This window comes from Corynebacterium sp. KPL4035, from assembly GCF_037908325.1.
In the GTDB taxonomy this organism is placed as follows: Bacteria; Actinomycetota; Actinomycetes; order Mycobacteriales; family Mycobacteriaceae; genus Corynebacterium; species Corynebacterium kefirresidentii.
The window spans coordinates 195,397-218,579 of the sequence record NZ_JBBMGF010000002.1 but is presented as its reverse complement, the minus strand read 5'-3'; the positions used below and the strand labels follow the sequence as shown (position 1 = coordinate 218,579).

Genomic DNA, 23,183 nt, shown 5'->3' with positions numbered 1-23,183 from the left:
GTCTAAGCCTCCAGCCCTGTCGGGATTATTGCCCGTATTGAAAAAGTCCCCTCACTTATACTTTGTTGGAATTCCCCGCCAATCGCATTGATTCGCTCACGAAGTCCAAGAAGTCCCATCTTTCCGCTGGGAGCACTCGGTTGATTTTTCCGCGCTGACGATATGGGGTTAGAGATATCCACGGTGGTTTCCTGGGGACGCTGCTCAAATTTCACATGAACGTAGTTATCAGAGCCATGCTTATGGGCATTAGTTAGCCCCTCTTGGACAAACCGAAATACTACTGCACCTACAGTCTCATTGCAGGCGCCTAGATCACCTAATGTTTCATAATCGACGGTCATGCCCAGTTTCCTATAGCCCTCAATAACTTCAGGAATCTTGGCAATCGTCGGTTGCGGGAGACGTGAGGAGGCTTCCCCTTCGGTATTCCTTAAGTATCGAAGGAGAACCCCGATGTCATTCAGCACTTCCCTAGAAGCTTCCCGTATCAAAACTAAGGCTTCCTTAGATTGTTCTGGTTTCCGCTCGAGTGCCGTTGATGCAACGCCAGCATTCAAGCTGATTATGGAGATACGGTGAGCGACAGTGTCGTGCAGATCTTGAGCAATTCTGAGGCGTTCTTCCGCAACGCGTCGAGCTGCTTCTTGCTCGCGAGTTTGCTCGGCGCGTTCCGCGCGTTCCTTCATTGCAGCGGCGTATTCCCTTCGTGAACGGTTGCTGTCTCCTAGAGCTGTCCCTAACGCAATGCCTATAGCAAAAATGAATACTTGCGAATCTACAGCAGAGTTCTTTGCAACTATCACGCTTGTGAGAGCAACAATCACCGTGCTTAAAGTCCCTAGGATCCAAGCGAGTTTCGTGGAGAGATTATCGGCCATAGTGAAAGCAACGATAATTAGCGCTACCCCTACTCCAAGGCTCGGCATGTGGGCGAATGTAGCCACGAGGTACAGCACAAGTGCGCTGACAAATGAGGGAACTGGCCACCGGTGCCGCACAAGCATTACGAATACAGCGAATATTGGCACAATCGGTATGGGCCACGCTAGATGGTGGTTAGGCACATCCCGCGGAGGAAAAGGCAGGGCCGGTCCTGGAAGGAAAGTAAGAATCACGACAATAGCTGCGAAGACTAGCTCTCCAAACCAGTGGGGAAAGCGGTTGAAGGATTCTCTTCGTATCATGAGGGCGCTCATTTCATCATTATCGCGTCATCCGGCTGAATCTGCTAAGTCTTCTGATGCCGTCGGCACCGGAATTCGCTTAGGATGCCCCGAGGAACCGCCAACCAGCTTCCATCGCCTTGGCACACTTTGAGTTACGGCTGGGCTCTTTTGCTCAAACGTCTTAGCAGATTGAGTCGATTGCTTAGGTTCTATGGTTTGCGCTCCCTCATCCTTATGAGCAGGACCTGCGGGTTGAACAGCTTCAGATGATTGCTCCCACGCTTCTTGGAGAAGTGACCTGGGATTGTACCGTTGGATCTGTTCATTCCAATCAGCAGTGTCGATGGGAAATCCAGTCGTCTCTCCAATTTCACTCTTAATGCGGCTCGAGAAGCCTCTGAAGGCTCTCACTGCTTCCCTAAGTCGCATGGCGTACACAGGTAGTTGTTCGGGTCCGATAAGAAAAGCGGCAATAATTCCTATGATGACAATTTTTTCTATTCCTAAACCAAACATTAGTTGCACGCTCCTCGGAGAGTCTTTCTGTGGTCGTGAAACCACGCGATAACCATTGCGGTACCGAACAGAAGCGCCAGAAGTCCGCTGATAATAAGCATCGACACGAGGTCCGCTGAAGGGGTAACAAGGGCTGAGAAGAGGCAAATAATCAAAACCAGAAACTTCCAATTTTTCAATAGGACAGATGCTGGCAAAAGGCCCAAAAAGTTGCACATAACCATTAGAACTGGGACCACAAACGCAATTCCTGTCGTGACAACGATGTTGAGTACAAACGTGAAATAGTACGAAGCTTGCAACAGTGTGGTTTCCTCTGGTGAGGCAAAGCCGGCAAGCAGCTCTACCATTTGAGGGAAAATGTAGGCTCCCGTTACAGCACCAAGAATAAATAATGGAAATGCAGTAGCGATAAAGCCAAGCAGGTATTTCTTTTCCTTAGCATGTAGTCCTGGAGTTACAAAGGCTACTGCCTGATAGAGCCACATGGGGCTAGACAGGACAATACTGAGGTAGAGGGTAATTCTTAGCTTCAGTTCGAAAGCGCCGGTTATGCTGTCATAATTTATAGACGCGCTTCGTGTTTGGGCTATCTCTGTGATCGGCCAGCGCAGGAAATCAAGCACACTATTCGACAAAAGGTAGGCAATTACTGCAGCTGCCACCCACGCTAAAGCAACCCACATAAAACGGTTGCGAAACTCACGCAGATGGCTAGCAGCAGTCATATGGGACCGGTCCGCCTGAGACGTGGCCCCATCTACTGTGCTAGTCACTACCGGGTTCGCGTTTCCTCAATACGCGTCACTCGGGAGGGCGTTTGTCCGGTGGTTGCTGAGCTTATTTCTTCAGTAGTGGTGCTGGGGAGAGCCTCTACAGAAGCAGAGCCTTCACTCGACGTTTCCTCCTTAAGGATTTTAATAGACTGCCCCAAGCTTTTGGCAAGGGCAGGAAGCTTCGCGGCTCCAAAGAGGAAAAGGATGATGACAAGAATGACCACGGCATGCACGCCGGTGAGGTTAGATAACATAAAGGATTCTCCTTAATAGGAATGGTTAATGTGAAACTGAAAGGCGCGGGGTCGGTACTTGTCCGCTACGCAGTTGGCTGTTGCGACGATCCAGGATTAGACATCGGCGGCTGACCACCGGGCGCGCCGCCACTCGGAGCACCGGCGCCTCCTGGTCCGCCTGGCCCGCCACCCTGCATCTCCGGCTCTGTGGTGGTATCAACGCGCACGGTCAGTTCAGCGGTGTCGCCGCTGTTTACGTCTCCAGTGACAGTGGCCAACTGAAGCTCGCCCTCGTCTTCACCGAACACATTGTCAGTGGCAAGGGTCATTTGGGAAAGGTTTTCCGCCGATCCTTTATAGGTGTCGAGTTCGTAGACGGGAGTAACCGAGTCTTCTGGTAGCGCCAGCTGGGAGACAGAAATTGCGTTCTCTGAATCGTCGGTCTCGTCCAGGTTTTCATAAACCTCGAAGTGGATATGTGGCCACCGACCGGAATAACAAGCTGGCATGATTGATTTGAAGGTAACTTTACCGTCAGCATCAGCGACTTGGACGCCGCGTAGCCAGGTTTCGTCCTCAGCGCCTTCGGAATACATTGAATACTCACCAAGAGCATTGCAGTGCCAAGCGTAAACCGCTACCCCTTCGAAGGGCGCATCATCATTGTTCATATCGAGGATACTGAGCGTAAATTCCAATGGAACGCCTTCTACCTGTTCAGTTGCACCGATGCTGGTCCGAATATCACTGCGAACGATTCCGGATTCCTGCAATACATCAGGACCATTTGAACCATCACCTGGATATGGTCCTGCCGTTTCATCTGGAATTTCGCCAGATGGCAAAGCGCTAGTCGAAGCTTGTGAGGTGGTGCTCGATGTTGCCGAGGACGAAGTTGAAGCCGCCTGGGCATTCGAATCGTTGCTAGAGCCTGAGGAACATGCAACAAGGGCTAGTGAACCGAAGCCGGCTACACCCGCGCCAATGAAGAGGCGACGACTCATCAGTGTGTCAAGGTCAAACTTGATGCCTTGGTCAACGACTTCATCCGCAGGGCGGTCCAGGACTCGCCCCTCATAGGTGGGGCCGTTAGCAGTATTGACTGGTTCTGGAACGTTGGTTGCCATGGTGAATCTCCTTTGAAGAAATGCTGCGTCAAGCGTCTTTCGCTTAACCGAACAACATTCATTCAACTCATTGTTCAAGCATGTTGAATCCCCCTGAGGCAGTCATTTGAGTACTCCCTATGCAGTAGCCGTCGCTACACCATGGGACGGAAACCATCTACGCGTTAAAGAAGCCCTCACTCTGTGGAGTGTGCTGGTGTTTCAGCACTCACTGCATGCGCCTTAGCAACGAACCTCTATCTCCTACCGTCTCCGCAAAATGTGTCATTGCACGAAGTAGGACGGGACCTGGGAAGGCATCTATCGTCCATCCAGTATGAGGTACGCAGGAACTGCCGCATGAGGGTCCGCTCCGTGCCGAAATTGCACGGTTGAAGCTATGTGCGCCTAAGTTGCTACCGAAAATGGCGGAGCTGCTGGTTGCCTAAAAGCTATGGGACAGTCAAAGTATGTGTAAAGGTGCAGGCGCAATAGTCGCCTGAAGAATTTTTCATTGCCGTCCCAGCACCTTTTCGCTGGAGAGCATCTGACGGCATAGATCTGCTTGAAGGCCAGTCCGACGAGGCGTGAGAGCTCTTCCTTAGCCAATAAAAGCCGAAATCATCTTCGGCAAGCAGAACCAATCCTCTGTGAACACAGCAGTAAAACGCGATAGCCGCGCTATCTACGCCCGACTTCAAGTATCGCTGCGGAAAAGGCATCGACGGAAAGCAACGGCGGGGTTAGGAGAAACGTACCGAAAATGCACCCAACTGGCGTATCCCTCCGCCGTCATGACCGACGCCCTGGCATAAACCGGTAGCATCAAACCAGAGTAGCCACCATCGTTGCAATGACTCCTAGAATCCAAGCCATTGACGGAAACAAGAAAAATCCCGAGCGCGCACGCTCGGGATTGAATGGCGGAGATGAGAGGATTCGAACCTCCGGACCCCAGAAGGGTCAACTCCTTAGCAGGGAGCCCCATTCGGCCGCTCTGGCACATCTCCACGGTTCACAAGGAACCTCGTTTGAGAATACCTGCCTGCCCCGCCGCTGCCAAACTAGCCCCCTGCTTTCGCTCCCGCAACAAAGGCGCAGGCCCTACAGTGGTAGGCATGATTCGCCCCGATCTGAAAGCCATCCCTGCCTATGTCGCTGGTGCGCGCAACGATGACGCACTCAAGCTCTCCTCTAACGAGGCGGCTCACCCGCCCCTGCCAGAAGCGGCCGCGGCCATGGCGGAGGCAGCCGCACAGGCTAATCGCTACCCGGATATTGCGGCCACCGCACTGCGCGAGGACCTAGCCGCGCACCTGGGCGTGGATCAGCAGCAGGTAGCAGTGGGCACCGGCTCCTCCGCATTGTGCCAACAGCTGGTAGAAATTGCCGCCACCCCTGGCGAAGAAATCCTCTTCCCATGGCGCTCCTTCGAGGCCTACCCCATCTTCGCCCAAGTCGTGGGTGTCCACCCTATCCCGGTTCCGCTCAGTACAGATCAGCGCGTGGATCTTCCTGCCATGGCGAAGAAAATCACGGATAAAACCAGGCTCATCTTCGTGTGCAATCCCAATAACCCATCGGGCACCACGATTACCAAGGCCGAGTTCGCCGCATTCATGGATGCCGTGCCTGCCGACGTCCTCGTAGCCCTCGACGAGGCCTATATCGAATACAACCGCGCCACCGACACCCCGCTGGGCACGGAACTGGTGGGTACCTATCCCAACCTGGTGTGCCTGCGCACCTTCTCTAAGGCTTATGGCCTGGCCGGGGTCCGCATCGGTTATGCCTTCGGCCCGGAAAATATCATTGAAGCCCTCAATAAGGTGGCTATCCCCTTCTCCGCCAGCACCGTGGCACAGGTTGGCGCCCGCGCGGCACTGGCGGCGCAGGATTCGCTGCGGGAGCGTACCGAGGAGACCGTCGTCCAGCGCGAGCGCCTAGAAGCAGCCCTGAAGGACTGGGGCGTGCCGCATTCCGAGGCGAATCACGTGTGGCTGCCGGCTAAGAATCTTGCCAGTCTGGGCACTCCACAGGAGATAGCCGCCCACCTAGCTGAACGCGGCGTGCTCGTTCGTGCCTTTAGCGAGGGCATTCGTATTACCGTTACCACCAGGGAAGAAACCGACGCCTTACTGCAGGCGTGGAACGCAACCATAGGAGGCTAAATGCGATCGCTCATTAACTTCGCCCTGAATGTCTTTGCCATCGCGGTGGCGCTGTGGGCCGTGGTCACTGTCATTCCCGGAATCTCCATCACTCCGGCTGAAACCGGAAATTTCATCGCCATTGCCATCGTCTTCATCATCATTAATGCCGTAGTCACGCCGGTGCTGCGCATCCTCGGCGCACCGCTGACGTGCCTGACACTCGGGCTTTTCTCCCTCGTCATAAACGGCGCAGCGCTCATCATCGTGGAGTGGGCGCTCAATACGCTTGACCTCGGAATTGGCCACCTTGTCATCGACTCTTGGGGCGCCGCGATTATCGGCGCCATCGTGCTTTCCATTGTCAGCAGCGTCATCAATTTCTTTACCAGTCCGCTGCGCCAGCGCGATTAGCCGCCCGCAAAAGGCGGCAGGACGTCCACGCGGGTCACGCCGGCCAGGGGGGAATCCATGACGGTGTTCCCAGCGCCGTCGATAAGAAAGCTACAGCGCCCCAGCACTTCTTTCAGGCTCATGCCGGCCGCAGTGGTGCCGGTATGGTCCTTGCCCAGCTGCACTACCAAATCACCCAAGGTAGCGGGAGCGTCTACCTGCTCAGAAGCCACCCCCGCGGCGGCGCGTGCGGCAGCGAAATAGTGAACGGTCAACATGCCTTCTACTATGCCTACGCACCCCTGCCGTGTCGAGACCGTGGGTAAACTAACCGTCATGCGCACACCTGAAACCCACGCGCGCGAGGTCGCCGCGGCCCTGCCCGTACGTCACGTGACCACCGTGGCCCTCAATCAGGCACAGGATATGGTCTTAGCTGCGGATATCCGCGCTGATTTCCCTTCCCCGCGCTTTGATAATTCACAAATGGATGGCTACGCCCTTCCCCAGTGTGCGGCCGGGACTTACCAGGTAGGCCCCACCATCGCCGCCGGCACAGAGCCCGCCCAAGTGCTCCACGGCTCACTCAACGCGGCCTGCCCCATCATGACCGGCGCCAAAGTTCCGGAAGCAACTGCAGCCATCGTGCCTATTGAGCACTGCGAACCACAAGAATTCCTCGCCCCGGGTGACCGTGTCACCGTGCCGGAGACCTCACCTGGGCAATTCATCCGCCGCGCCGGCTCGGACTTAGAAGAAGGCGCCCTCCTGGCAGCCCAAGGCGATAAGCTCACACCGGTCCGCTTGGCCGCCCTTGCTTCCCAAGGCATCGCCGAGGTGGAGGTCTACCGCCCCGCCCGCCTCCTCATCTGCACCGGCGGCGCTGAAATCGGCCACGGCAGCGCCGCCATTCCGGATGCCAATGCGCCACTCTTAACGGCAATGGCCGGCCGCGCCGGCATCGACGTCGCGGGCTATATCACTACCGACGATGACCCACAGGCCCTAGAGCGCGCTTTCACGGAAGCCATCGCGCAACACCACCCGGACGCCATCATTACCTCGGGCGGAATTTCCGCCGGGAAATTTGAAGTAGTCCGCCAGGTACTCGATGGATGGTTCGGCCATGTGGACCAGCAACCCGGTGGCCCGCAGGGCATCGCCGCATTCCGCGGCACGCCGGCCATCTGCCTGCCGGGAAACCCCATTTCCACGTTGGTAAGTTTCCGCCTCTTCGTTGCCCCTGCGCTCGGTTGGGCTCCGCAGCCTTTCCGCGTCCCCCTTGCCGTGGGTATTGACGGCCTCCCGCACAAGGACCAATTTCGCCGCGGGCGCGTCGATTCCCGCGCCCATATCCTCGGTGGTGCCAGCTCCCACCTGCTCGCCCAAGCGGCAGACGCCACCCATCTCATCCGTATCCCTGCCGGCCAACGCATCGAAGCAGGCCAGGAAGTGGAGGTCTACCCATTATGAGCCCACAGCGCACTGCCATCGTCATCGTCGCCTCTACCCGTGCCGCCGCGGGCATCTACGAAGATCGCTCCGGCCCCATCGCGGTGGACTTCTTGCGCCGCAAAGGCTTTGACTGCCCCGCTGCACGCATCGTCCCCGATGCCGATATTGCCGCCGCCGTTGCCGCCGCCGTTGCGGAAAAGCCCGCGGTCATCCTGACTTCTGGCGGCACCGGGCTAACGCACGATGACCAGACGGTAGAAGCCGTAGCACCACATATCACCCGCGAGCTGCCCGGCATCGCGGTGGCCTTCTGGCAGAAGGGATTGGAAACCGTGCCCACCGCGGTGGCTTCTCGCGCCGTTGCCGGCGTCAATGATTCCACCTTTGCCATGACGCTTCCCGGTTCTACCGGCGGGGTTAAAGACGGCTGCGCGGTTTTGGAAGAATTGATCGTTCCGATCGTCGATATGTTAGAAGGAAAACATGAGCACTGATCCCTCCTACGTAGCCGAGCAAACCGGCTGCACCATTGGCACGCTACTGAGCGATCAACCCCTAGAATCCCTCCTTGCCGCTGCCAAGGAAGAGGCCGCCACGGCCGCCATGGGTGCCGTCGTCACCTTTGAGGGCATTGTCCGCGATCACGATGGCGGCCGGCCCAATGTGACTTTGCTTTCCTATAGCGCCCACCCATCCGCGCCAGAGAAGCTGCAAGACGTCACCGATTCCGTCGCGGCCAACCACCCCGTGCGCCTGTGGGCCGCCCACCGCACGGGGGATCTCAAGGTTGGCGACCTCGCCTTTGCCGTAGTAGCGGCCGCGGCGCACCGCGGCGATGCCTTCCGGGCCGCCGAGGAATGCGCCGATCGCGTCAAGGCGGAGGTCCCCATCTGGAAGGAACAAAGCCACGGCGATGGCTCCACCAATTGGGTGGGTCTGGAATGAGCATCCGCTATGCCCGCCAAGAAGCGCTCTGGGGCGAGGAGGGACAGCGCAAGCTCGCTCAAGCCCACGTAGCGGTTATCGGGGCCGGCGGCTTGGGTTCCCCCGCCCTGCTTTACCTAGCTGGCGCGGGCGTAGGCCGCATTTCGCTTTTCGACGACGACGTGGTCTCCCCCTCTAACCTTCACCGCCAAGTCATCCACACCACCGCGGCCATCGGCACACCGAAGACGGATTCTGCCGCGGCCGCTCTCCGCGCGCTCAATCCTGAGGTAGAAATCAGCTGCCACGGCCGCCTCGAAACGGCCACCGCCCTCGAGCAATTGCGCGGCTGCGACGTGCTCCTCGATGGCACGGATAATTTCGACGCCCGCTACCTGTGCTCATGGGCCGCCCATAGCTTGGGCATTCCGCACATTTGGGCCTCTATCTTGGGATTCGATGCGCAAATGAGCGTCTTTTGGTCGGGCAAGGGCCCCGTGTACGAGGATGTCTTTCCCACTGCCCCTGCCCCAGGCGAGGTTCCTTCGTGCTCCCAGGCCGGCGTTCTGGGGCCGATCGTCGGCGTGGTGGGATCCGCGATGGCCTTGGAAGCCTTAAAAATCATTACCGGCGTCGGCACCCCGCTTATGGGCACGCTCGGCTACTACGAGGCCCTTTCTGGTACGTGGGAGTATATCCCCATCCGTTCCACCGGGGCGGAGCCTACCCAGCCGGACGATGCCCCCGAGGTCCGCGAGATCCCTGCTCACGCCATGCTTATCGATGTCCGCACCGACCCCGAGCGCGCCCGGTCCACCATTCCTAATTCAGCGCATCTTCCCCTCAACCGCATCCTCGCCGGTGAAAACCCCGATATCGCACGGGACGAGGTAGCCGTTATATATTGCGCCAGCGGCATCCGCTCCGCCCAAGCCGTCCACGCTCTGCGCGAGCGCGGATACTCACAGGTGGTTTCCCTGCGTGGCGGCATTAACGCGTGGTTGGAACAACAAGGAGCGTGTTAACGCGCCCCCACTGCGAGCCGTCTAGACCCTTCTATTCTTGTCTTCTTTTCCGCGAACAAAGAGGAACCAGATCAGCGGTCCTAAGAAGGGCAGTGTGAAGGTAGCGACGATAAAGAGCACCTTCGCCGCAAGCGTGTACCCAGAAAAAATGATAGAAATTAAGGCCGCTATCCAGAACGCGACGAGCAAAAGGATGGGAAGGAACCCGAGGAACCACCACGTATCGTTAGGGTTAGTAGATTCCGCTGCTGCTAGGTAAAACTCCGAAGTGCTCATGGTGTCCTTTCGACGAGTAATTTTTATCTTCGCTACAGAGCTTGATCACAATCACATCTCACTTGCCCTGTACATTTCCAAGATTAAGTCTGCGCCGCACCAGGCGCATCATCCCCCGGTATGAAACGCCGCAGCACCACAATAAGCAGGTTTTTACCCCAAGCCGTTTTCCGGTGCCCCGCCATGACCAAGTTCGGGTTAACACCATCCAGGGTGAGGCTTCCCGGGATATCCGCACATAAGTAAAACGAGAAAACGGTAACTCCTAGCGTGAGCCAGAAGCTACCGAGGTATCGCCGAGCCATAAATTATGACGTTGGCGGAGACGGCGGGATTTGAACCCGCGGAGGTATTACCTCGCCGGTTTTCAAGACCGGTGCATTCGGCCGCTCTGCCACGTCTCCAAGTTGCGTATCGAAGGCAATCTCCTTGCCCAAGAAGCAACTTGGTCAGTCTACTAAATAGATGGCCCTGTTTCCCAAAAGGCCACCGTCAGCGCTCAAAATGATTACTCCCCACGAGGTCATTCGTGGCGCAGGACACATGAACTCCGTTAGATTGGGCCCTATGACTACAACAAAGATGAAGGCAATCGTGCAGACCGATCCCCAGGAGCGTCGCTCCTTGGAACTCCAAGAGGTCGACGTTCCGCAACTGCAATCAGGCGAAGTGCTCGTCAAGGTGCAGGCAGCGGGCGTTAACCGCGGCGATATCCTGCAAACGATGGGAGCTTATCCGCCACCACCAGGGGCGTCAGAAATCCTGGGCTTGGAAGCAGCGGGCACCATCGCCGATGCCGGGGATACGAACTGGGAGGTAGGCACCAAGGTGGGCTGCCTGCTCGCGGGTGGTGGCTACGCCGAATACGTCGCGGTTCCGCAGGGCCAGCTGCTTCCCGTGCCCGAGGGGTTCAGCGTTGAGGAAACTGCAGCAGTGGTTGAGGTCGCGTGCACCGTGTGGTCCAACCTAGGCATTGAGGCGGGCCTTCACGAGGGCCAACGCGTCCTCATACATGGCGGAGGCGGCGGCGTTGGCACTTTTGCCATCCAGGTAGCCAAGGCGTTGGGCGCAGAGGTAGCGGTGACGGCCGGGTCACAGGAGAAGTTGGATCGTTGCCGCGAGCTGGGCGCCGATATTCTCATCAACTATAAGGAGCACGACTTCGTAGAAGAGTTGAAGGGAAGCTGCGACGTCATTTTGGACATCATCGGCGCGAAATATCTGGAAAAGAATATGAAATGCCTGGCTAAGGACGGCAAGCTCATCATCATTGGCATGCAGGGCGGTACTAAGGCGGAAATCAACTTGGGCGCCATGCTGCCCAAGCGCCTGACCATCCAGGGTACGACGGTGCGCGCCCGCGACTTAGAAGACAAGGCACGGATTGTGGCGGGCACGGTAGAAAATGTGTGGCCCATGCTGGAAGACGGCCGCGTAAAGCACGCGCTGCACGCTACTTACCCGCTTGCCGACGCCGCCCAAGCCCACACTGCCCTAGACAGCGGCGAGGTCACCGGCACCCTGGTGCTTACCGCTTAAGCCAGTGAGGCTACAACACGGGTGAGGTGTTCGACGTCGTGATAAGTGTTGAAGGGGCCAAGCGCAACGGTAACGGCGCCGCCGATTTCCTCCACGCCCATCTCCGTTAGCAACGGGGTCTGCGGGGCAAGCGTGGTGACCAGACCATTATCAAAGAGACGCTTGTACACGGTCTCCGCTGGAACACCCCTCACGGCAAAGGTAAGGCGCGGCAGGCGATCATCGGATGCGCCTGCGGCCGCCTCTCCCGTCACTCCGAGGATGTGTACGGCAGGCAGGGTGCTCAAGAAGGAATAAAGGTCCCCGCGCAGGTCCTCGAGGTAGGCGCTAAGCGCATCCATAGAGGTGCGCAGGCGCTTGCGACGGGAGCCATTCTCCCCACCGGCGAGGGCGGCAAGATGGTCCACGAGTGGTCCGACACCGCCGGCCAGGCCAGAGGAAATTGGCGTTTCCAGCTTGCGAGCGCCCTTGCTGGCATGCACCGGATCGAGGGCATCGAGGCGGCGGAACATACGGGTATCGCGGAATACCAAGGCCGCTAGCTGCGGGCCGCCCAGCAGACCAAGGTCGAGACCCAAGATATCGGCACCGAGCTCATCGAAGTTGATGGGGCGGTAGGGGGCGATCGCAGAGACGTCGAGAAGCGTCCAGGCGCGAGAGCGTTCATGCACGGTGTCTATGATCTCAGCCGTCGGGGAGACCGTACCCAAAAGCTCGTGGGCGGCAGAGAAAGCGACAAGTCGCGTGGAGCCGTCGACAAGCTCGGCGAATTGGAACCCCGGCAACTCACCCGTGCCTAAGTCCGGCTGGGCCCAACGGGTTTCTGCTTTGACCTCAGAAAATGCTGAATACAGGGAAGGCGGGTCCAGCTTTGAGAGCACTAGTGAGGAATTGCTGCCGAGCAGCGGGCGCGCCGCATGCGCCAAGGACTGGTAAAGAACCGGCAGGGAGGGGCCGAGCACCACGCGATCTGCTTTGGAACCGGTCAGATCCGCTACGGCCATGCGCGCAGCGGTGTAATTCCCATCTCCTTCCAAGCGCCCCGGCGCGGGTGTGGCAGAGTGGGCGCCACCCGGCCCTTCCTGGGGCGCCACCGCAGTAGACATACGGAAAGAGCGGGCCACGCCGGAGGCTACTCGCTCAGAAATCTGGGGAACCGCGTGCGCGTTAAGGTAGGTCCAACCATCAGATAGCCCGGTGTATAAACCGCGCACACTGAATACGTCATAGTGCGCCGAAGCTCCTGCTGGCATTTCGGTCCCTTCTTTTTCGCGCTAGGCATCGCCACTCAGTGGCGGTCGATTCCCTACTGTATACGCGTTTGGCCCAAGTTTCCCAAATCTGGATTTTCGCTGAATACGGCCGTTTTCGCAGGCTAGCGGCGTGTAGTTCCCGTTTGCCCAGCCCGCGCGCTAGGGTGTTGAGCGTGCAAGATAACAATCAACTGCGCGCTGATATCGCCCGCATGACCTCCCAGCCAGACGGCGAGGCCACCCCAGCGTCCCAGTCCGAGACCCTCAAGGCCGCCTTCGCGGACCTTGCGCAGGGTGCACAGCAGCGCGAGCTGTGGTTCAAACTGGGTATTCAAGATATTAAGCAGCGCTACCGCCGCTCTGTCCTGGGCCCGTTTTGGATCACCATCGCCACCGGCGTGATGGCCCTCGCCTTGGGCCTTTTGTACTCCATGCTCTTCCAGATTCCCGTCGCGGAGTTCCTCCCCCACGTCACCGTGGGCCTTATTATGTGGACCTTCATTTCGGGCTGTATCAAGGAAGGCTCCACCGTCTTCATTGATAATGAGGGCTTGATTAAACAGCTTCCCGCCCCTCTTTCGGTGCACGTCTACCGCCTGGTGTGGCGCCAAACATTATTTTTGGGCCATAACCTCATCATCTGGCTGTTGCTTATCCTCATCTTCCCGCGCAGCCTGGGTTGGGAGTTCTTCCTCTTTATCCCAGGCTTGGCGTTGTTGTTGGTCAACGGCGTGTGGGTCACGATGTTCTTTGGCATCATTGCCACCCGCTTCCGTGACGTAGCCCCGCTGCTGGAGGCTTTAACCCAGCTCTTGTTCTACGTCACCCCGATTGTGTGGATGACTAATACCCTGAAGGATCAGGGCGGTGCTGTGGCCGGGCGAGCCCGCATCGCGGAGATCAACCCGCTCTATCACTACCTAGAAATCGTCCGCGCACCCATGATCGGTGAGCCGGTAGCCGCCTACCACTGGTGGATCGTTATCGGCTGCACCGTGCTCGGCCTGCTCATCGCCGGCTTGGTCATGCGCAAGTGGCGCTTCCGCGTCAGCTACTGGGTCTAAGCCCACGCCCTGTACTTGTGGAGATTCCTCGAAAGGATACTGACTGATGGTCTCGATTGATACGTATAACGCGTGCGTGGACTTTCCCATCTTTGATGCCAAATCTCGCTCACTGAAGAAGGCCATGCTCTCTTCTGCCGGTGGCGCCATTGGCAAAAATGCCCAAAACACCGTCGTGGTGGAAGCCCTGAAGGACGTTAACCTGCACCTGCGCGAGGGCGATCGCGTGGGTTTGGTGGGCCATAACGGCGCCGGCAAATCCACCTTACTGCGCCTCTTGTCTGGGATTTATGAGCCCACCCGCGGTTCTGCCGATGTGCGCGGCCGGGTGGCCCCCGTTTTTGATTTGGGCGTAGGCATGGACCCGGAAGTTTCTGGCTACGACAACATCATTATCCGCGGCCTGTTTTTGGGCCAGTCCATCAAGCAGATGAAAAAGAAGATGGATGAGATTGCGGAGTTTTCTGAGCTCGGCGATTATCTCTCCATGCCGCTGCGCACCTATTCCACCGGTATGCGAGTGCGCTTGGCACTCGGCGTGGTGACCTCCATTGAGCCGGAAATCCTGTTGTTGGATGAGGGCATTGGTGCGGTCGACGCCGCCTTCATGGCCAAGGCACGCGTACGCCTGCAGGAGCTGGTGAAGCGCTCCGGCATCCTGGTCTTTGCCTCCCACTCCAATGACTTTTTGGCCCAGCTATGCAATACCGCCTTGTGGATCGACCACGGTGAGATCCGCTCGGTAGGCGAGGTTTCCGAGGTCGTCGGTGAGTACGAAGGACCTGAGGTGGGCGACTACGTCCGCGACCTGCGCGAGCGTTTTGAAAATGAGGACACCAGCGGCAACTAGCTGAGCATATGCAGCAGCGGGTCCCCCACACCCGTCACGTCCACCTGCACCCCTTCCGGCCGGTGATAGTCCGCAGCGCTTAGGCGCGCGCTGACCACCGGCCGGTTAATTTTTCCTGGGCCCGCAGGCTCTTCCTTTTCCTCGGTGCTAACGCGGTAGCCCAACTTTTCACTCACCCGGGCTGAGGCGCGGTTGGGTTTTATCCAACTGGTGCACAGCGAACCCGCATCGAGGTGCAAGAAGGAAAACGCCGCCATAGCCTGACGGATAAGCGTGCCATAGCCTTGGCCTTGAAAGCGGTGCAGCACCCATGATGCAGTTTCTATTTCCCGTGCGGCCGCAAAATTTTCTGCCGACAGGTCCACCACGCCTACTAATTCTTGGGTTTCTACCTGGCGAGCGATGAAATCCAAGGTCCACTTCTGGGGACACAGCTTCGCTCGGTGCTCCCATCGGTGCTGGGCCATGGCGGCGGGGGTATTCGTCTTCTCATCAAAAAGCCAGGGAAATGCATGTTCTGGAATGTCGTCGCCATAGATATCTTCCGCACACACCTGCGCTACCTGTGCGATGTCCTCATCGCGCATGACACCCAGGTCAACCCCGCGGCCCGTATCATCGCAGGCCCGAATGGTCACCGCAAAAGGCGGCCAGAAGTTTTCCATAGGCTTCACAGTATCCGCAAAGCTGCGCCTATATCCACTTTTCGCTCCACCAATGCGGAGTGTTTCTGCGCTGGTCCCCCACCCCGGTGGCAAGATGGAACCCATGACTGCCACCCTGACTTCTACCGGTTCTACCGCCGCCGTCATTGTTACCCATCAGCGCGCCGAACTGCTGCGGGCATCGCTCGAACAGGTGGTACACCAAACCCACCCCGTGCAGTGGGTGATCGTGGTGGATAATGGTGCGGAAAATGCAGTGCGTGAACTTGTCGAGTCCATGGCGGGAGACCGCGGCGTCTACGTGCCTTCGGAGACCAACCTGGGCGGAGCTGGTGGCTTTGCGCTGGGCTTTCTCACCGCCCTTTCTTTGGGGGCGGATGCCGTGTGGTGTGCCGATGACGATGGCCGCCCCGCCGATAACACTGTCCTTGCGGAGCTGTATCGGGTGGCCGAGGCCAACCGTTTGCATGAGGTCTCGCCAGCGGTATGCAATATCAACGATCCCGACCAGCTCGCCTTCCCCCTGCGCCAAGGCCTAGTGTGGCGCCGACGAATGGATGAGCTGGAGGGCGATTTCCTGCCTGGCATCGCATCGCTATTTAACGGCGCGCTGATTTCCGCAGCGGCCATGGAAATCATTGGTGTACCGGACTATCGGCTCTTCATCCGCGGCGATGAGGTGGAATACCACCGCCGGCTGGTCAATTCCGGGCTTTCTTTCGGCACGGCGCTGACCACAAGCTACCTGCACCCAGATGGATCGGATGAGTTTAAGCCCATTTTGGGCGGCAAGATGCACACCCAGTTTCCAGAGGGTGAGTTCAAGCGGTTTTTCACTTACCGCAATCGCGGCTACCTGCTGTGGCAACGCGGCATGCGCAAGCTACTGCCACAGGAATTCGCCCGCTTTGGCTGGTTCTTCCTGATCCAGCGCCACGATCCGGCCGGCTTTATCGAATGGCTCAAGCTTCACAACCGCGGGCGCAGGGAAGATTTCCGACGCCCTAGCTAGGCCGAAGCCGAACTGCAGGGGCTGGGCAAGGGGGGCATCGATAAGCGCGGCACATACCCGCCACCACCGAGAGCTTGACACCCCGCGCGCAGATTGGTCGGGCTCGATTCCCGTGGTGAGGTTATTTTTCTTTAAAAATGAAGGCCCTCTGAATGGCAAAATTGGTCACTGTGGCCACGCCCTGGGCGATGACAAAGGCGATGGTGTCTTTAAGCACGCCTTCTAAGCCAAGGGATAAAAGCGGCTCATTGAGCACCCAGTATAGGAAGTTTTGAACCGCGAAAGTGGAGGCGTACAAGATCCCGACGGTGACGGCCGTACGGCCGGAGACCTTGGCCCCAAAGGTCCACCGTGCATTAGCCAGGTAGGCGGCAATGGTGCCAAAGACCCAACCGATGGCCTTGGCGGCGGAACGGTGCAGTCCCAAGTACGTCAATAAAAGCGTCAGGCCATAGTCAATGGCGGCGGCACCTACACCCACGGAAATAAATCGCACCAGTTGGGTGTGCAGCGAGGTGGACGAAGGTTTTACTTCTACGGCGTCATCAGCGGAGTTAGTCACGAGTGAGTAGCCTACCCGCGCAAGAGCGCTCGGTACATGTCCAACCGATCCACCGGCGCGGCGGATTCGGCACCATAGGCGCCTATCCCCGCCAATTGCTGCAACGATGCCGCACATAACTCCCGCACTTCAGCCCCGGTCAGCGCCGAGCCATCGTCATTGACCCAGCCGAGGGCATCCATGGTGGTCTCCACGACGGAATCGGTCAGCTCCGCGCCCCCCATGCACGATAGGGCTAGCGCCATGGACCAAAAGGCGTCTTTGCCTTCATGGGTAACCTCGCGCGGCAGGCTGGCGAGCACGCGGGCAGTTTGCGGTGACAATTCGGTACCCCTGCTCAGGTCCATCGCCTGCAGCAGCGGAACAAAGTCATAGAGCTTGGTGCGCTCAATCAAATCACGCACAGGGGACGCTACCGCGGAAAGGACCTCGTCGGTGACTTCTTGCCCGGTCAATTCCCGGTTGACGCTGGTTAATTCAAAGGGTGCAAAGAGCGAGCCCGAACCGCCTACGCATAGCGCTTCCGGGGTGCCATTATCGCGCGGATAAATTTCAGCTACCACCAGCTCGAAGTCCCATAGCCCCCAGGCGAAGTCGATTTGATCGCCTTCGCGCCAGAGGAATTCGGAGGCCTGACGTTCCGGATCGATGCGCGGGCCACGCGCCTCGGTGTGTTCATAAAAGTGCCAGGGGGATTCCTCCTCCGGCAGGCCAAAGCAAATGCGCAGCACACGGTGCAACTCGGTGAAGGTCAGGGCATCGCTAAAGCCAATCTGGCGGTGCACCTCGCCATCGGCGCGGATATTCGCAGCTTGGCAAATGATTGTTAGGGGCTCGCGTTTGAGGGATACCACGCTATTGGCGCGTTTGGCCCGCGCCTGTGCGATATCGGTGACCCCTGCGTTCATGAGCCCCACCATACGCAAGTTTTAGGCTGCTAGTTTTGCGATATCGCGCGCTTCCAACTCACTAATTAGGAACGTCAGTGCCGCACCAACGGCGCCCAACAGGGTCCAGGGCCGCTTGGCACCGCGCTTGCGCAGGAACTTTACCATTCGGCGCGAAAATGCAACGTTCATCCAGCCGCCTAGGATGAGCAGCAGCACCACTGCGGCAAAAATGGCCCAAGGTTTGAGGCCCTGATCGGATGCATCCTGCGGGGAGCGCGGCTCATCACCATCCTGTTCCGCGTGCGCGTTGGTATAGGCCACCAGGGCACCAAAACCAAAGAAAGACAAGGTATAGGCAGTAATCAAACCGCCTTTGGATGTGATCCAATCCGGATAAGAGGTCGCGATACCCACGGCAGCGGCTTGGGTAATGCGGCCCGCCAGGGTGTCATCGAGGGCGTAGTTGTCTTGGCGCTGATCTTGCGTCTCGTGGTTGTTGGTCATAGCGACCACTTTAAGCGGCGGTAAGCTAATGCGCATGTACTCGGATAAGACAGAGCACATGACGCCAGCGCAGCAGGCGGCTCAGGATGTGCGTACGGAAGACGATAAGCGCAACGGCCACTTCGAGGCCACGGAACACACCGATGTGCCGTTGAGTCCTTTCATGACTCGCCTGATGGCAGAGGAATTGCCCATGCTGGATTCCTCCTCGCGCGCTCGTGTCTATGACCTTTTGCGGGAGTACGATGGCCCGATTATTGAATCTCAGGAAGAACTGCCGGAGGAAATCCGCGCGCTTATGGATCTATAAACGGACACATTCGGGCAGTACAAGCGTCCGTTTTGTTCTGAATATCACTCGCGTCACTCCGTCTACCCTCGTGTGAGCTAGGCAGGCTAGGGAGGCGACACAAATCCGTCGAGCAAAGAGTAAGAGATGGAATTACATACCACTGAAAAGTCCCTGCACGGCTGGGGCCGCACCGCCCCGACGACCGCCCATGTTCTCGCCACCGAAGACGTGGACGTGATCAAGAAGGCCGTGGCCCAGGTTGCAGAAGATAACTCGGATAAGCCCGCCCACCTGCGCCGTGGCGTCATTGCCCGCGGTATGGGCCGCTCCTACGGTGACCCCGCCCAAAATGGCGGCGGCCTGGTCATCGACATGCAAAAGCTCAATAAGATCCACTCCATCGACCCGGAGTCCGCTCTGGTGGACGTCGATGGTGGTGTCACCCTAGACCAGCTGATGAAGGCTGCCCTGCCTTATGGCCTGTGGGTTCCAGTTCTGCCGGGTACCCGCCAGGTCACCATCGGTGGCGCAATCGGCCCGGATATTCACGGCAAGAACCACCACTCCGCCGGCTCCTTTGGTAACCACGTGGTCTCCATGGAGCTGCTCGTGGCCGATGGCCGCGTGCTGCACCTGACCCCGGAGGGCTCCGAGGACGACCCGAACGGCGACCTCTTCTGGGCCACCGTTGGCGGCATGGGTCTGACCGGCATCATTCTGCGCGCCACCATCCGCATGACCAAGACGGAAACCGCTTATTTCATCGCAGATACGGACCGCACCGATAACTTGGATGAAACCATCGCTTTCCACTCCGATGGTTCCGAGCACAACTACACTTATTCTTCCGCCTGGTTCGATGTCATTTCGCCAGAACCAAAGCTGGGTCGCTCCACCATTTCCCGCGGTTCGCTGGCCACCTTGGCACAGCTGGAAGAGCTAGCCCCGAAGCTGGCTAAGGATCCGTTGAAGTTCAATGCGCCGCAGCTGATGACGGTGCCGGACATCTTCCCGTCCTGGACCATGAATAAGCTTTCCCTCTCCGCTGTGGGGTTGGCCTACTACACCATGGGTGCACCGGCCAAGAACCAGGTCAAGAACCTGACGCAGTTCTACCAGCCGTTGGATCTCATCGGTGAGTGGAACCGCGGCTACGGTTCCAAGGGCTTCTTGCAGTACCAGTTCGTGGTACCGACCGAGGCCGTGGAGCCGTTCAAGGAGATCATCCGCGATATGCAACGCTCCGGCCACTACTCGGCCCTCAACGTGTTCAAGCTCTTCGGTGAAGGCAACCGCGCGCCGCTGTCCTATCCAATGCCGGGTTGGAACGTCTGCGTGGACTTCCCCATCCGTCCGGGCCTGGGCAAGTTCTTGGATGACTTGGACCGCCGCGTGATGGAATTCGGCGGCCGCCTCTACTTGGCCAAGGAGTCCCGCACTTCCGCGGAGAACTTCCACAAGATGTACCCGGGCATGGAGGGCTGGCTGAAGACCCGCAATGAAATCGACCCGACCGGCGTCTTCGCCTCCGATATGTCCCGCCGCCTCGAGCTGCACTAATCACTGGAAATAACACCTTTAAGGAGATTTACTGACCATGCTTAATGCAGTAGGCCAAGCACAACACATCCTGCTTCTGGGCGGCACCTCTGAGATCGGCCTCGGCGTCGTCTCCGAATTCCTGCAGCGCGGCCCCGCCAAGGTCACCCTGGCTGCCCGCCCGGAGTCCCCGCGCATCGCCCAGGCCAAGGCAGACTTGGAATCTCGCGGCGCTGACGTAGAGGTTCTAGACTTCGACGCCACTGACTTTGACTCCCACCCAGAGGTAATCAATAAAGCCTGGGCACGTGGCGACGTAGACGTGGCCATCGTTGCCTTCGGCACCCTGGGTGACCAGGAGGAGCTGTGGCAAAACCACGACAAGGCCGTCGCCTCCGCGCAGACCAACTACACCGCCCCGGTTTCCGTGGGCGTGCTTCTGGGCGAAAAGCTCAAGCACCAGGGCCACGGCACCATCGTCGCCATGTCCTCCGTGGCTGGCATGCGCGTGCGCCGTTCCAACTTTGTCTACGGTGCTTCCAAGGCAGGCGTGGACGGTTTCTACATCAACCTGGGTGAGGCCCTGCGCGGCACCGGCGCCAAGGTGCTGGTTGTCCGCCCGGGCCAGGTTCGCACCAAGATGTCCGCCGAGGCTGGCGACGCCCCGTTGACCGTCAACGTCTCCGATGTTGCCGAAGCCACCGTGAAGGCCGTGCTCGATGGCAAGCAGTCCATCTTCGTGCACCCGCTGTTTGAATACGTTTCTTTGGCATTCAAGTTCATTCCGCAGGCCATTTTCCGCAAGCTGCCGTTCTAAATCACCGCGGTTTCTGCACTGGCGCCTGCCAGCCGCCTCGCCCCCGCCCCTCCCCGCCGCGCGCCCGCGGCGGGGAGGGGCGGGGGCGGTGGTGTATAAGGGGGCGTCGGAAAGCAAGTGTTTTCCTGCCCGCGCCAAATCTGGGTTGTAGCGCTTGGGTATGCGAAACTAATGGGCATGACAAGCACAGCTATACCCACCCAGTCAACGCCCGTGAGCGAAAATCCGCGCACCGAGGCCTACCGCGCCGATGCGCTGACTCATCGGGCGACCCTGCTGGGTATTGTGTTGACCGCCCTAGCCAGTGGTGTGGTCACGCTGCTGGGCTGGTTTGCCTTCAAGACGGTATCTCTGCCTTCTTTTAATACCTCCATGGTCACCCGCGCGCTGAGCACAGTGGGTGTGGTGGTCACGCTGGCTCTAGCCGGCGGGCTGTGCGTGTGGTGGCTTTATGACCACTACAAGGATTCCTTTACACGGCCGCGCTGGCGGGTCTGGCTGACCTACGCGGTCACCTATCTCTCCCCCGCGCTATTGACCTTGGCTGCCGTGGGCCTGCCGTTGTCCGCCTCCCGTTTGTGGCTCGACGGCGTGCAGGTGGACCAGGCTTTCCGCACCCAGTTCCTCACCCGCTCGGTGGATGAGATGGGCTATGCGGATATGAACTACCAGGATATGCCGTCCTTTTACCCCATTGGCTGGTTCTGGCTGGGCGGCCGCTTGGGCGCGCTATTGGGCATTCCGGGCTGGGAGGTCTACCAGCCCTGGGCGCTTATCTCCATCGCTGTAGCCGGCTGCATTTTGGTGCCCCTCTGGCAGCGCCTCACCAGCTCCCTACCGGTCGCCACCGCCATCGCCCTAGTCACCACCGCGATTACGCTCACCATCGCGGCCGAGGAGCCCTACTCCGCAGTCATCGCCATGGGCTTGCCCACCGTCGCGGTGCTCAGCGCCCGCGCCTTCCGCGGCTCTTGGCTCTCCACCCTGGGTGTAACACTCTACCTGGGCATTTCCGCCACCTTCTACACGCTTTTCACCGGTGCGGCCGCGCTCACCGTGGTCAGCCTCATCGCGCTCTTTACCGCGCTATATGAGCATACGTGGCGACCCATCGTGCGACTGGCGGTAATGGCGGCAGGCTCCATTGCCATCGCGCTCATCGCCTGGGGACCCTATGTATGGGCGGTCATGCACTCGCCAGTACCGCTGCAGACCACCGCGCAGCACTACCTGCCGGAGGAAGGCACCCAGATTCCAGTGCCATTTTTGTCCTTTAGCATTGTGGGCTTCCTCTGCCTCATGGGACTTATCTACATGGTCATTCGTCTCAATGACCAAGAGGTGCGCGCGCTGGGAATCTCCCTCATCGGCAGCTATCTATGGATCGTTGTGTCTATGGTGGCAACGCTGGCCGGCACCACGCTGCTGAGCTTCCGCCTCGAAATCATCGTGGTACTCCTTTTTGCTACCGCCGGTGTCCTAGCCTTAGCCGAGGTTCGCCTCTTGGGCGTACACCGCCTCTACCCGGCGCGCTTCTCCCACACCACCAATAAGCAAATCACCGCGGTCTTGGGCATTATCCTCGCCCTGGCCGGCGTCTTCTATGCGCAGCAGATTCCGGAGGCCAACGAGGACGCCATCGACCACGCTTATAGCGATACCGATGGCTATGGCGAGCGCGCCGACCGCTTCACTAGCGATTCTGCTCATTACTACCTGGATATCCACAACTTCATCCAGGACCAGGGCTATACGCCGGATGGCACGGTGGTGCTTACTGATGAAAAGATCTTCATGTCTTACTACCCTTATTGGGGTTTCAACGCCTTTACCAGCCACTATGCCAATCCACTGGGTGAGTTCAGCACCCGCAATGAGCAGATTGAAACCTGGGCCAACGATTCCTGGGACATGAAGCCGGATGAGTTCCGCAAGGCCCTGGATTCCGCTGCGTGGCGCAGCCCGGATGTCATGATCTTCCGCGGTGATTTGGAAAATAAGGACGATGGTTTCAAGCTGCATTTGGCAGAAGATATCTACCCCAATCAGCCGAATATTCGCTATCGCGCGGTCTTCTTCAACGCCGATGTCTTTGACAAGGGCTGGAAGCTAAAGCAGACCGGCCCCTTCGTAACAGCCGTTCGTACCAAGTAAGTTCACCCACACTTCC

The 23,183-nt window shown here is 58.6% G+C and carries 26 protein-coding genes and 2 tRNA genes; 14 read left to right on the top strand and 14 right to left on the bottom strand.

Features of this window, described 5'->3' with window-relative positions; translation table 11 throughout:
* Positions 1 to 2: 2 nt before the first annotated feature.
* The 6 genes from WMP96_RS02870 to WMP96_RS02845 form a co-directional block, all read right to left on the bottom strand.
* On the bottom strand, positions 3 to 881 hold the full coding sequence (locus WMP96_RS02870; protein WP_340432127.1) for a sensor histidine kinase: 879 nt from the start codon (positions 879 to 881) through the stop codon (positions 3 to 5).
* A gap of 333 nt (positions 882 to 1,214) precedes the next feature.
* A complete protein-coding gene (locus WMP96_RS02865) occupies positions 1,215 to 1,685 on the bottom strand; it encodes a preprotein translocase (RefSeq protein ID WP_301715870.1) in 471 nt (156 codons plus the stop codon).
* Positions 1,685 to 2,413: a twin-arginine translocase subunit TatC gene (tatC, locus tag WMP96_RS02860; RefSeq protein ID WP_301715871.1), complete on the bottom strand. Its 729-nt coding sequence runs from the start codon at positions 2,411 to 2,413 to the stop codon at positions 1,685 to 1,687. The genes WMP96_RS02865 and tatC overlap by 1 nt, the downstream gene beginning before the upstream one ends.
* Before the next feature lie 47 nt (positions 2,414 to 2,460).
* Positions 2,461 to 2,715 (bottom strand): twin-arginine translocase TatA/TatE family subunit, encoded by a 255-nt coding sequence (locus tag WMP96_RS02855; protein ID WP_301715872.1) that lies wholly within the window; start codon positions 2,713 to 2,715, stop codon positions 2,461 to 2,463.
* 65 nt (positions 2,716 to 2,780) lie between these two features.
* Positions 2,781 to 3,824 (bottom strand): intradiol ring-cleavage dioxygenase, encoded by a 1,044-nt coding sequence (locus WMP96_RS02850; protein ID WP_340432126.1) that lies wholly within the window; start codon positions 3,822 to 3,824, stop codon positions 2,781 to 2,783.
* Between the two features lie 900 nt (positions 3,825 to 4,724).
* Positions 4,725 to 4,813: transfer RNA gene (locus WMP96_RS02845), tRNA-Ser, on the bottom strand.
* A 108-nt stretch (positions 4,814 to 4,921) separates the two neighbouring features.
* Here WMP96_RS02845 and hisC point away from each other — a divergent pair.
* Together hisC and WMP96_RS02835 are read left to right on the top strand one after the other, a co-directional pair.
* Positions 4,922 to 5,974: a histidinol-phosphate transaminase gene (gene hisC, locus WMP96_RS02840; protein ID WP_301715874.1), complete on the top strand. Its 1,053-nt coding sequence runs from the start codon at positions 4,922 to 4,924 to the stop codon at positions 5,972 to 5,974.
* Positions 5,975 to 6,367 carry a phage holin family protein gene (locus WMP96_RS02835; protein WP_023020361.1) on the top strand — a complete coding sequence of 131 codons (393 nt, stop codon included), beginning with the start codon at positions 5,975 to 5,977 and terminating at the stop codon, positions 6,365 to 6,367.
* Here the strand turns inward: WMP96_RS02835 and WMP96_RS02830 are convergent.
* Positions 6,364 to 6,624 (bottom strand): MoaD/ThiS family protein, encoded by a 261-nt coding sequence (locus WMP96_RS02830; protein WP_023027795.1) that lies wholly within the window; start codon positions 6,622 to 6,624, stop codon positions 6,364 to 6,366. The genes WMP96_RS02835 and WMP96_RS02830 overlap by 4 nt on opposite strands.
* A gap of 58 nt (positions 6,625 to 6,682) precedes the next feature.
* Here WMP96_RS02830 and WMP96_RS02825 point away from each other — a divergent pair, with 58 nt between their 5' ends.
* Genes WMP96_RS02825 through WMP96_RS02810 form a run of 4 tightly spaced genes read left to right on the top strand, consistent with a single transcriptional unit; the run spans position 6,683 to position 9,750 of the window.
* Positions 6,683 to 7,819 carry a molybdopterin molybdotransferase MoeA gene (locus WMP96_RS02825; protein ID WP_301715875.1) on the top strand — a complete coding sequence of 379 codons (1,137 nt, stop codon included), beginning with the start codon at positions 6,683 to 6,685 and terminating at the stop codon, positions 7,817 to 7,819.
* Entirely contained in the window at positions 7,816 to 8,295 is a 480-nt protein-coding gene (locus tag WMP96_RS02820) for a MogA/MoaB family molybdenum cofactor biosynthesis protein (protein ID WP_301715876.1), read from the top strand. The genes WMP96_RS02825 and WMP96_RS02820 overlap by 4 nt, the downstream gene beginning before the upstream one ends.
* The gene (locus WMP96_RS02815) at positions 8,285 to 8,746 is read left to right on the top strand and encodes a molybdenum cofactor biosynthesis protein MoaE (RefSeq protein ID WP_301715877.1); all 462 of its coding nucleotides are present in this window, start codon (positions 8,285 to 8,287) and stop codon (positions 8,744 to 8,746) included. Before WMP96_RS02820 ends, WMP96_RS02815 begins: the two co-directional genes overlap by 11 nt.
* On the top strand, positions 8,743 to 9,750 hold the full coding sequence (locus WMP96_RS02810; RefSeq protein WP_301715878.1) for a ThiF family adenylyltransferase: 1,008 nt from the start codon (positions 8,743 to 8,745) through the stop codon (positions 9,748 to 9,750). Before WMP96_RS02815 ends, WMP96_RS02810 begins: the two co-directional genes overlap by 4 nt.
* A 21-nt stretch (positions 9,751 to 9,771) precedes the next feature.
* Here the strand turns inward: WMP96_RS02810 and WMP96_RS02805 are convergent, their stop codons facing one another.
* Both WMP96_RS02805 and WMP96_RS02800 read right to left on the bottom strand, forming a co-directional pair.
* Positions 9,772 to 10,026 carry a PLD nuclease N-terminal domain-containing protein gene (locus WMP96_RS02805; protein ID WP_023020355.1) on the bottom strand — a complete coding sequence of 85 codons (255 nt, stop codon included), beginning with the start codon at positions 10,024 to 10,026 and terminating at the stop codon, positions 9,772 to 9,774.
* Between the two features lie 317 nt (positions 10,027 to 10,343).
* Positions 10,344 to 10,430, bottom strand: a tRNA-Ser gene (locus tag WMP96_RS02800).
* 178 nt (positions 10,431 to 10,608) lie between these two features.
* Here WMP96_RS02800 and WMP96_RS02795 point away from each other — a divergent pair.
* Positions 10,609 to 11,565 carry an NAD(P)H-quinone oxidoreductase gene (locus WMP96_RS02795; protein ID WP_301715929.1) on the top strand — a complete coding sequence of 319 codons (957 nt, stop codon included), beginning with the start codon at positions 10,609 to 10,611 and terminating at the stop codon, positions 11,563 to 11,565.
* Here the strand turns inward: WMP96_RS02795 and WMP96_RS02790 are convergent.
* On the bottom strand, positions 11,562 to 12,818 hold the full coding sequence (locus WMP96_RS02790; protein ID WP_340432125.1) for an aminotransferase class V-fold PLP-dependent enzyme: 1,257 nt from the start codon (positions 12,816 to 12,818) through the stop codon (positions 11,562 to 11,564). The two genes, WMP96_RS02795 and WMP96_RS02790, sit on opposite strands and share 4 nt — an antisense overlap.
* 212 nt (positions 12,819 to 13,030) lie before the next feature.
* On the opposite strand from WMP96_RS02790, the gene wzm reads away from it, so the two are divergent.
* On the top strand, positions 13,031 to 13,882 hold the full coding sequence (gene wzm, locus WMP96_RS02785) for a galactan export ABC transporter permease subunit Wzm/RfbD (protein WP_051138321.1): 852 nt from the start codon (positions 13,031 to 13,033) through the stop codon (positions 13,880 to 13,882).
* A 46-nt stretch (positions 13,883 to 13,928) separates the two neighbouring features.
* Positions 13,929 to 14,732, top strand: coding sequence for a galactan export ABC transporter ATP-binding subunit Wzt/RfbE (gene wzt / locus WMP96_RS02780; RefSeq protein ID WP_023020351.1), 804 nt, complete (start codon positions 13,929 to 13,931; stop codon positions 14,730 to 14,732).
* Here wzt and WMP96_RS02775 read toward each other — a convergent pair.
* Positions 14,729 to 15,397: a GNAT family N-acetyltransferase gene (locus WMP96_RS02775; RefSeq protein WP_301715880.1), complete on the bottom strand. Its 669-nt coding sequence runs from the start codon at positions 15,395 to 15,397 to the stop codon at positions 14,729 to 14,731. The genes wzt and WMP96_RS02775 overlap by 4 nt on opposite strands.
* 94 nt (positions 15,398 to 15,491) lie before the next feature.
* Between WMP96_RS02775 and glfT1 the strand changes: the two genes are divergently transcribed.
* Positions 15,492 to 16,409 (top strand): galactofuranosyltransferase GlfT1, encoded by a 918-nt coding sequence (glfT1, locus tag WMP96_RS02770; RefSeq protein ID WP_198010451.1) that lies wholly within the window; start codon positions 15,492 to 15,494, stop codon positions 16,407 to 16,409.
* A gap of 121 nt (positions 16,410 to 16,530) precedes the next feature.
* Here the strand turns inward: glfT1 and WMP96_RS02765 are convergent, their stop codons facing one another.
* The 3 genes from WMP96_RS02765 to WMP96_RS02755 are packed head-to-tail and all read right to left on the bottom strand — an operon-like array spanning position 16,531 to position 18,365.
* Positions 16,531 to 16,971 (bottom strand): GtrA family protein, encoded by a 441-nt coding sequence (locus tag WMP96_RS02765; protein ID WP_208612471.1) that lies wholly within the window; start codon positions 16,969 to 16,971, stop codon positions 16,531 to 16,533.
* Between the two features lie 11 nt (positions 16,972 to 16,982).
* Positions 16,983 to 17,891, bottom strand: a complete 909-nt coding sequence (locus tag WMP96_RS02760; protein ID WP_239206303.1) for a plasmid pRiA4b ORF-3 family protein — start codon at positions 17,889 to 17,891, stop codon at positions 16,983 to 16,985.
* A 9-nt stretch (positions 17,892 to 17,900) separates the two neighbouring features.
* Positions 17,901 to 18,365, bottom strand: a complete 465-nt coding sequence (locus tag WMP96_RS02755) for a hypothetical protein (protein ID WP_023020346.1) — start codon at positions 18,363 to 18,365, stop codon at positions 17,901 to 17,903.
* Between the two features lie 34 nt (positions 18,366 to 18,399).
* Between WMP96_RS02755 and WMP96_RS02750 the strand changes: the two genes are divergently transcribed.
* From WMP96_RS02750 to WMP96_RS02735, 4 genes are all read left to right on the top strand, one after another.
* Complete coding sequence (locus tag WMP96_RS02750; protein WP_301715881.1) at positions 18,400 to 18,675, top strand: hypothetical protein; 276 nt, start codon at positions 18,400 to 18,402, stop codon at positions 18,673 to 18,675.
* A 126-nt stretch (positions 18,676 to 18,801) separates the two neighbouring features.
* Positions 18,802 to 20,217, top strand: coding sequence for an FAD-binding oxidoreductase (locus WMP96_RS02745; RefSeq protein ID WP_023020344.1), 1,416 nt, complete (start codon positions 18,802 to 18,804; stop codon positions 20,215 to 20,217).
* A 37-nt stretch (positions 20,218 to 20,254) separates the two neighbouring features.
* Positions 20,255 to 21,013 carry a decaprenylphospho-beta-D-erythro-pentofuranosid-2-ulose 2-reductase gene (locus tag WMP96_RS02740; RefSeq protein WP_340432124.1) on the top strand — a complete coding sequence of 253 codons (759 nt, stop codon included), beginning with the start codon at positions 20,255 to 20,257 and terminating at the stop codon, positions 21,011 to 21,013.
* A gap of 177 nt (positions 21,014 to 21,190) precedes the next feature.
* Complete coding sequence (locus tag WMP96_RS02735) at positions 21,191 to 23,167, top strand: galactan 5-O-arabinofuranosyltransferase (RefSeq protein WP_034656153.1); 1,977 nt, start codon at positions 21,191 to 21,193, stop codon at positions 23,165 to 23,167.
* Positions 23,168 to 23,183 lie beyond the last annotated feature (16 nt).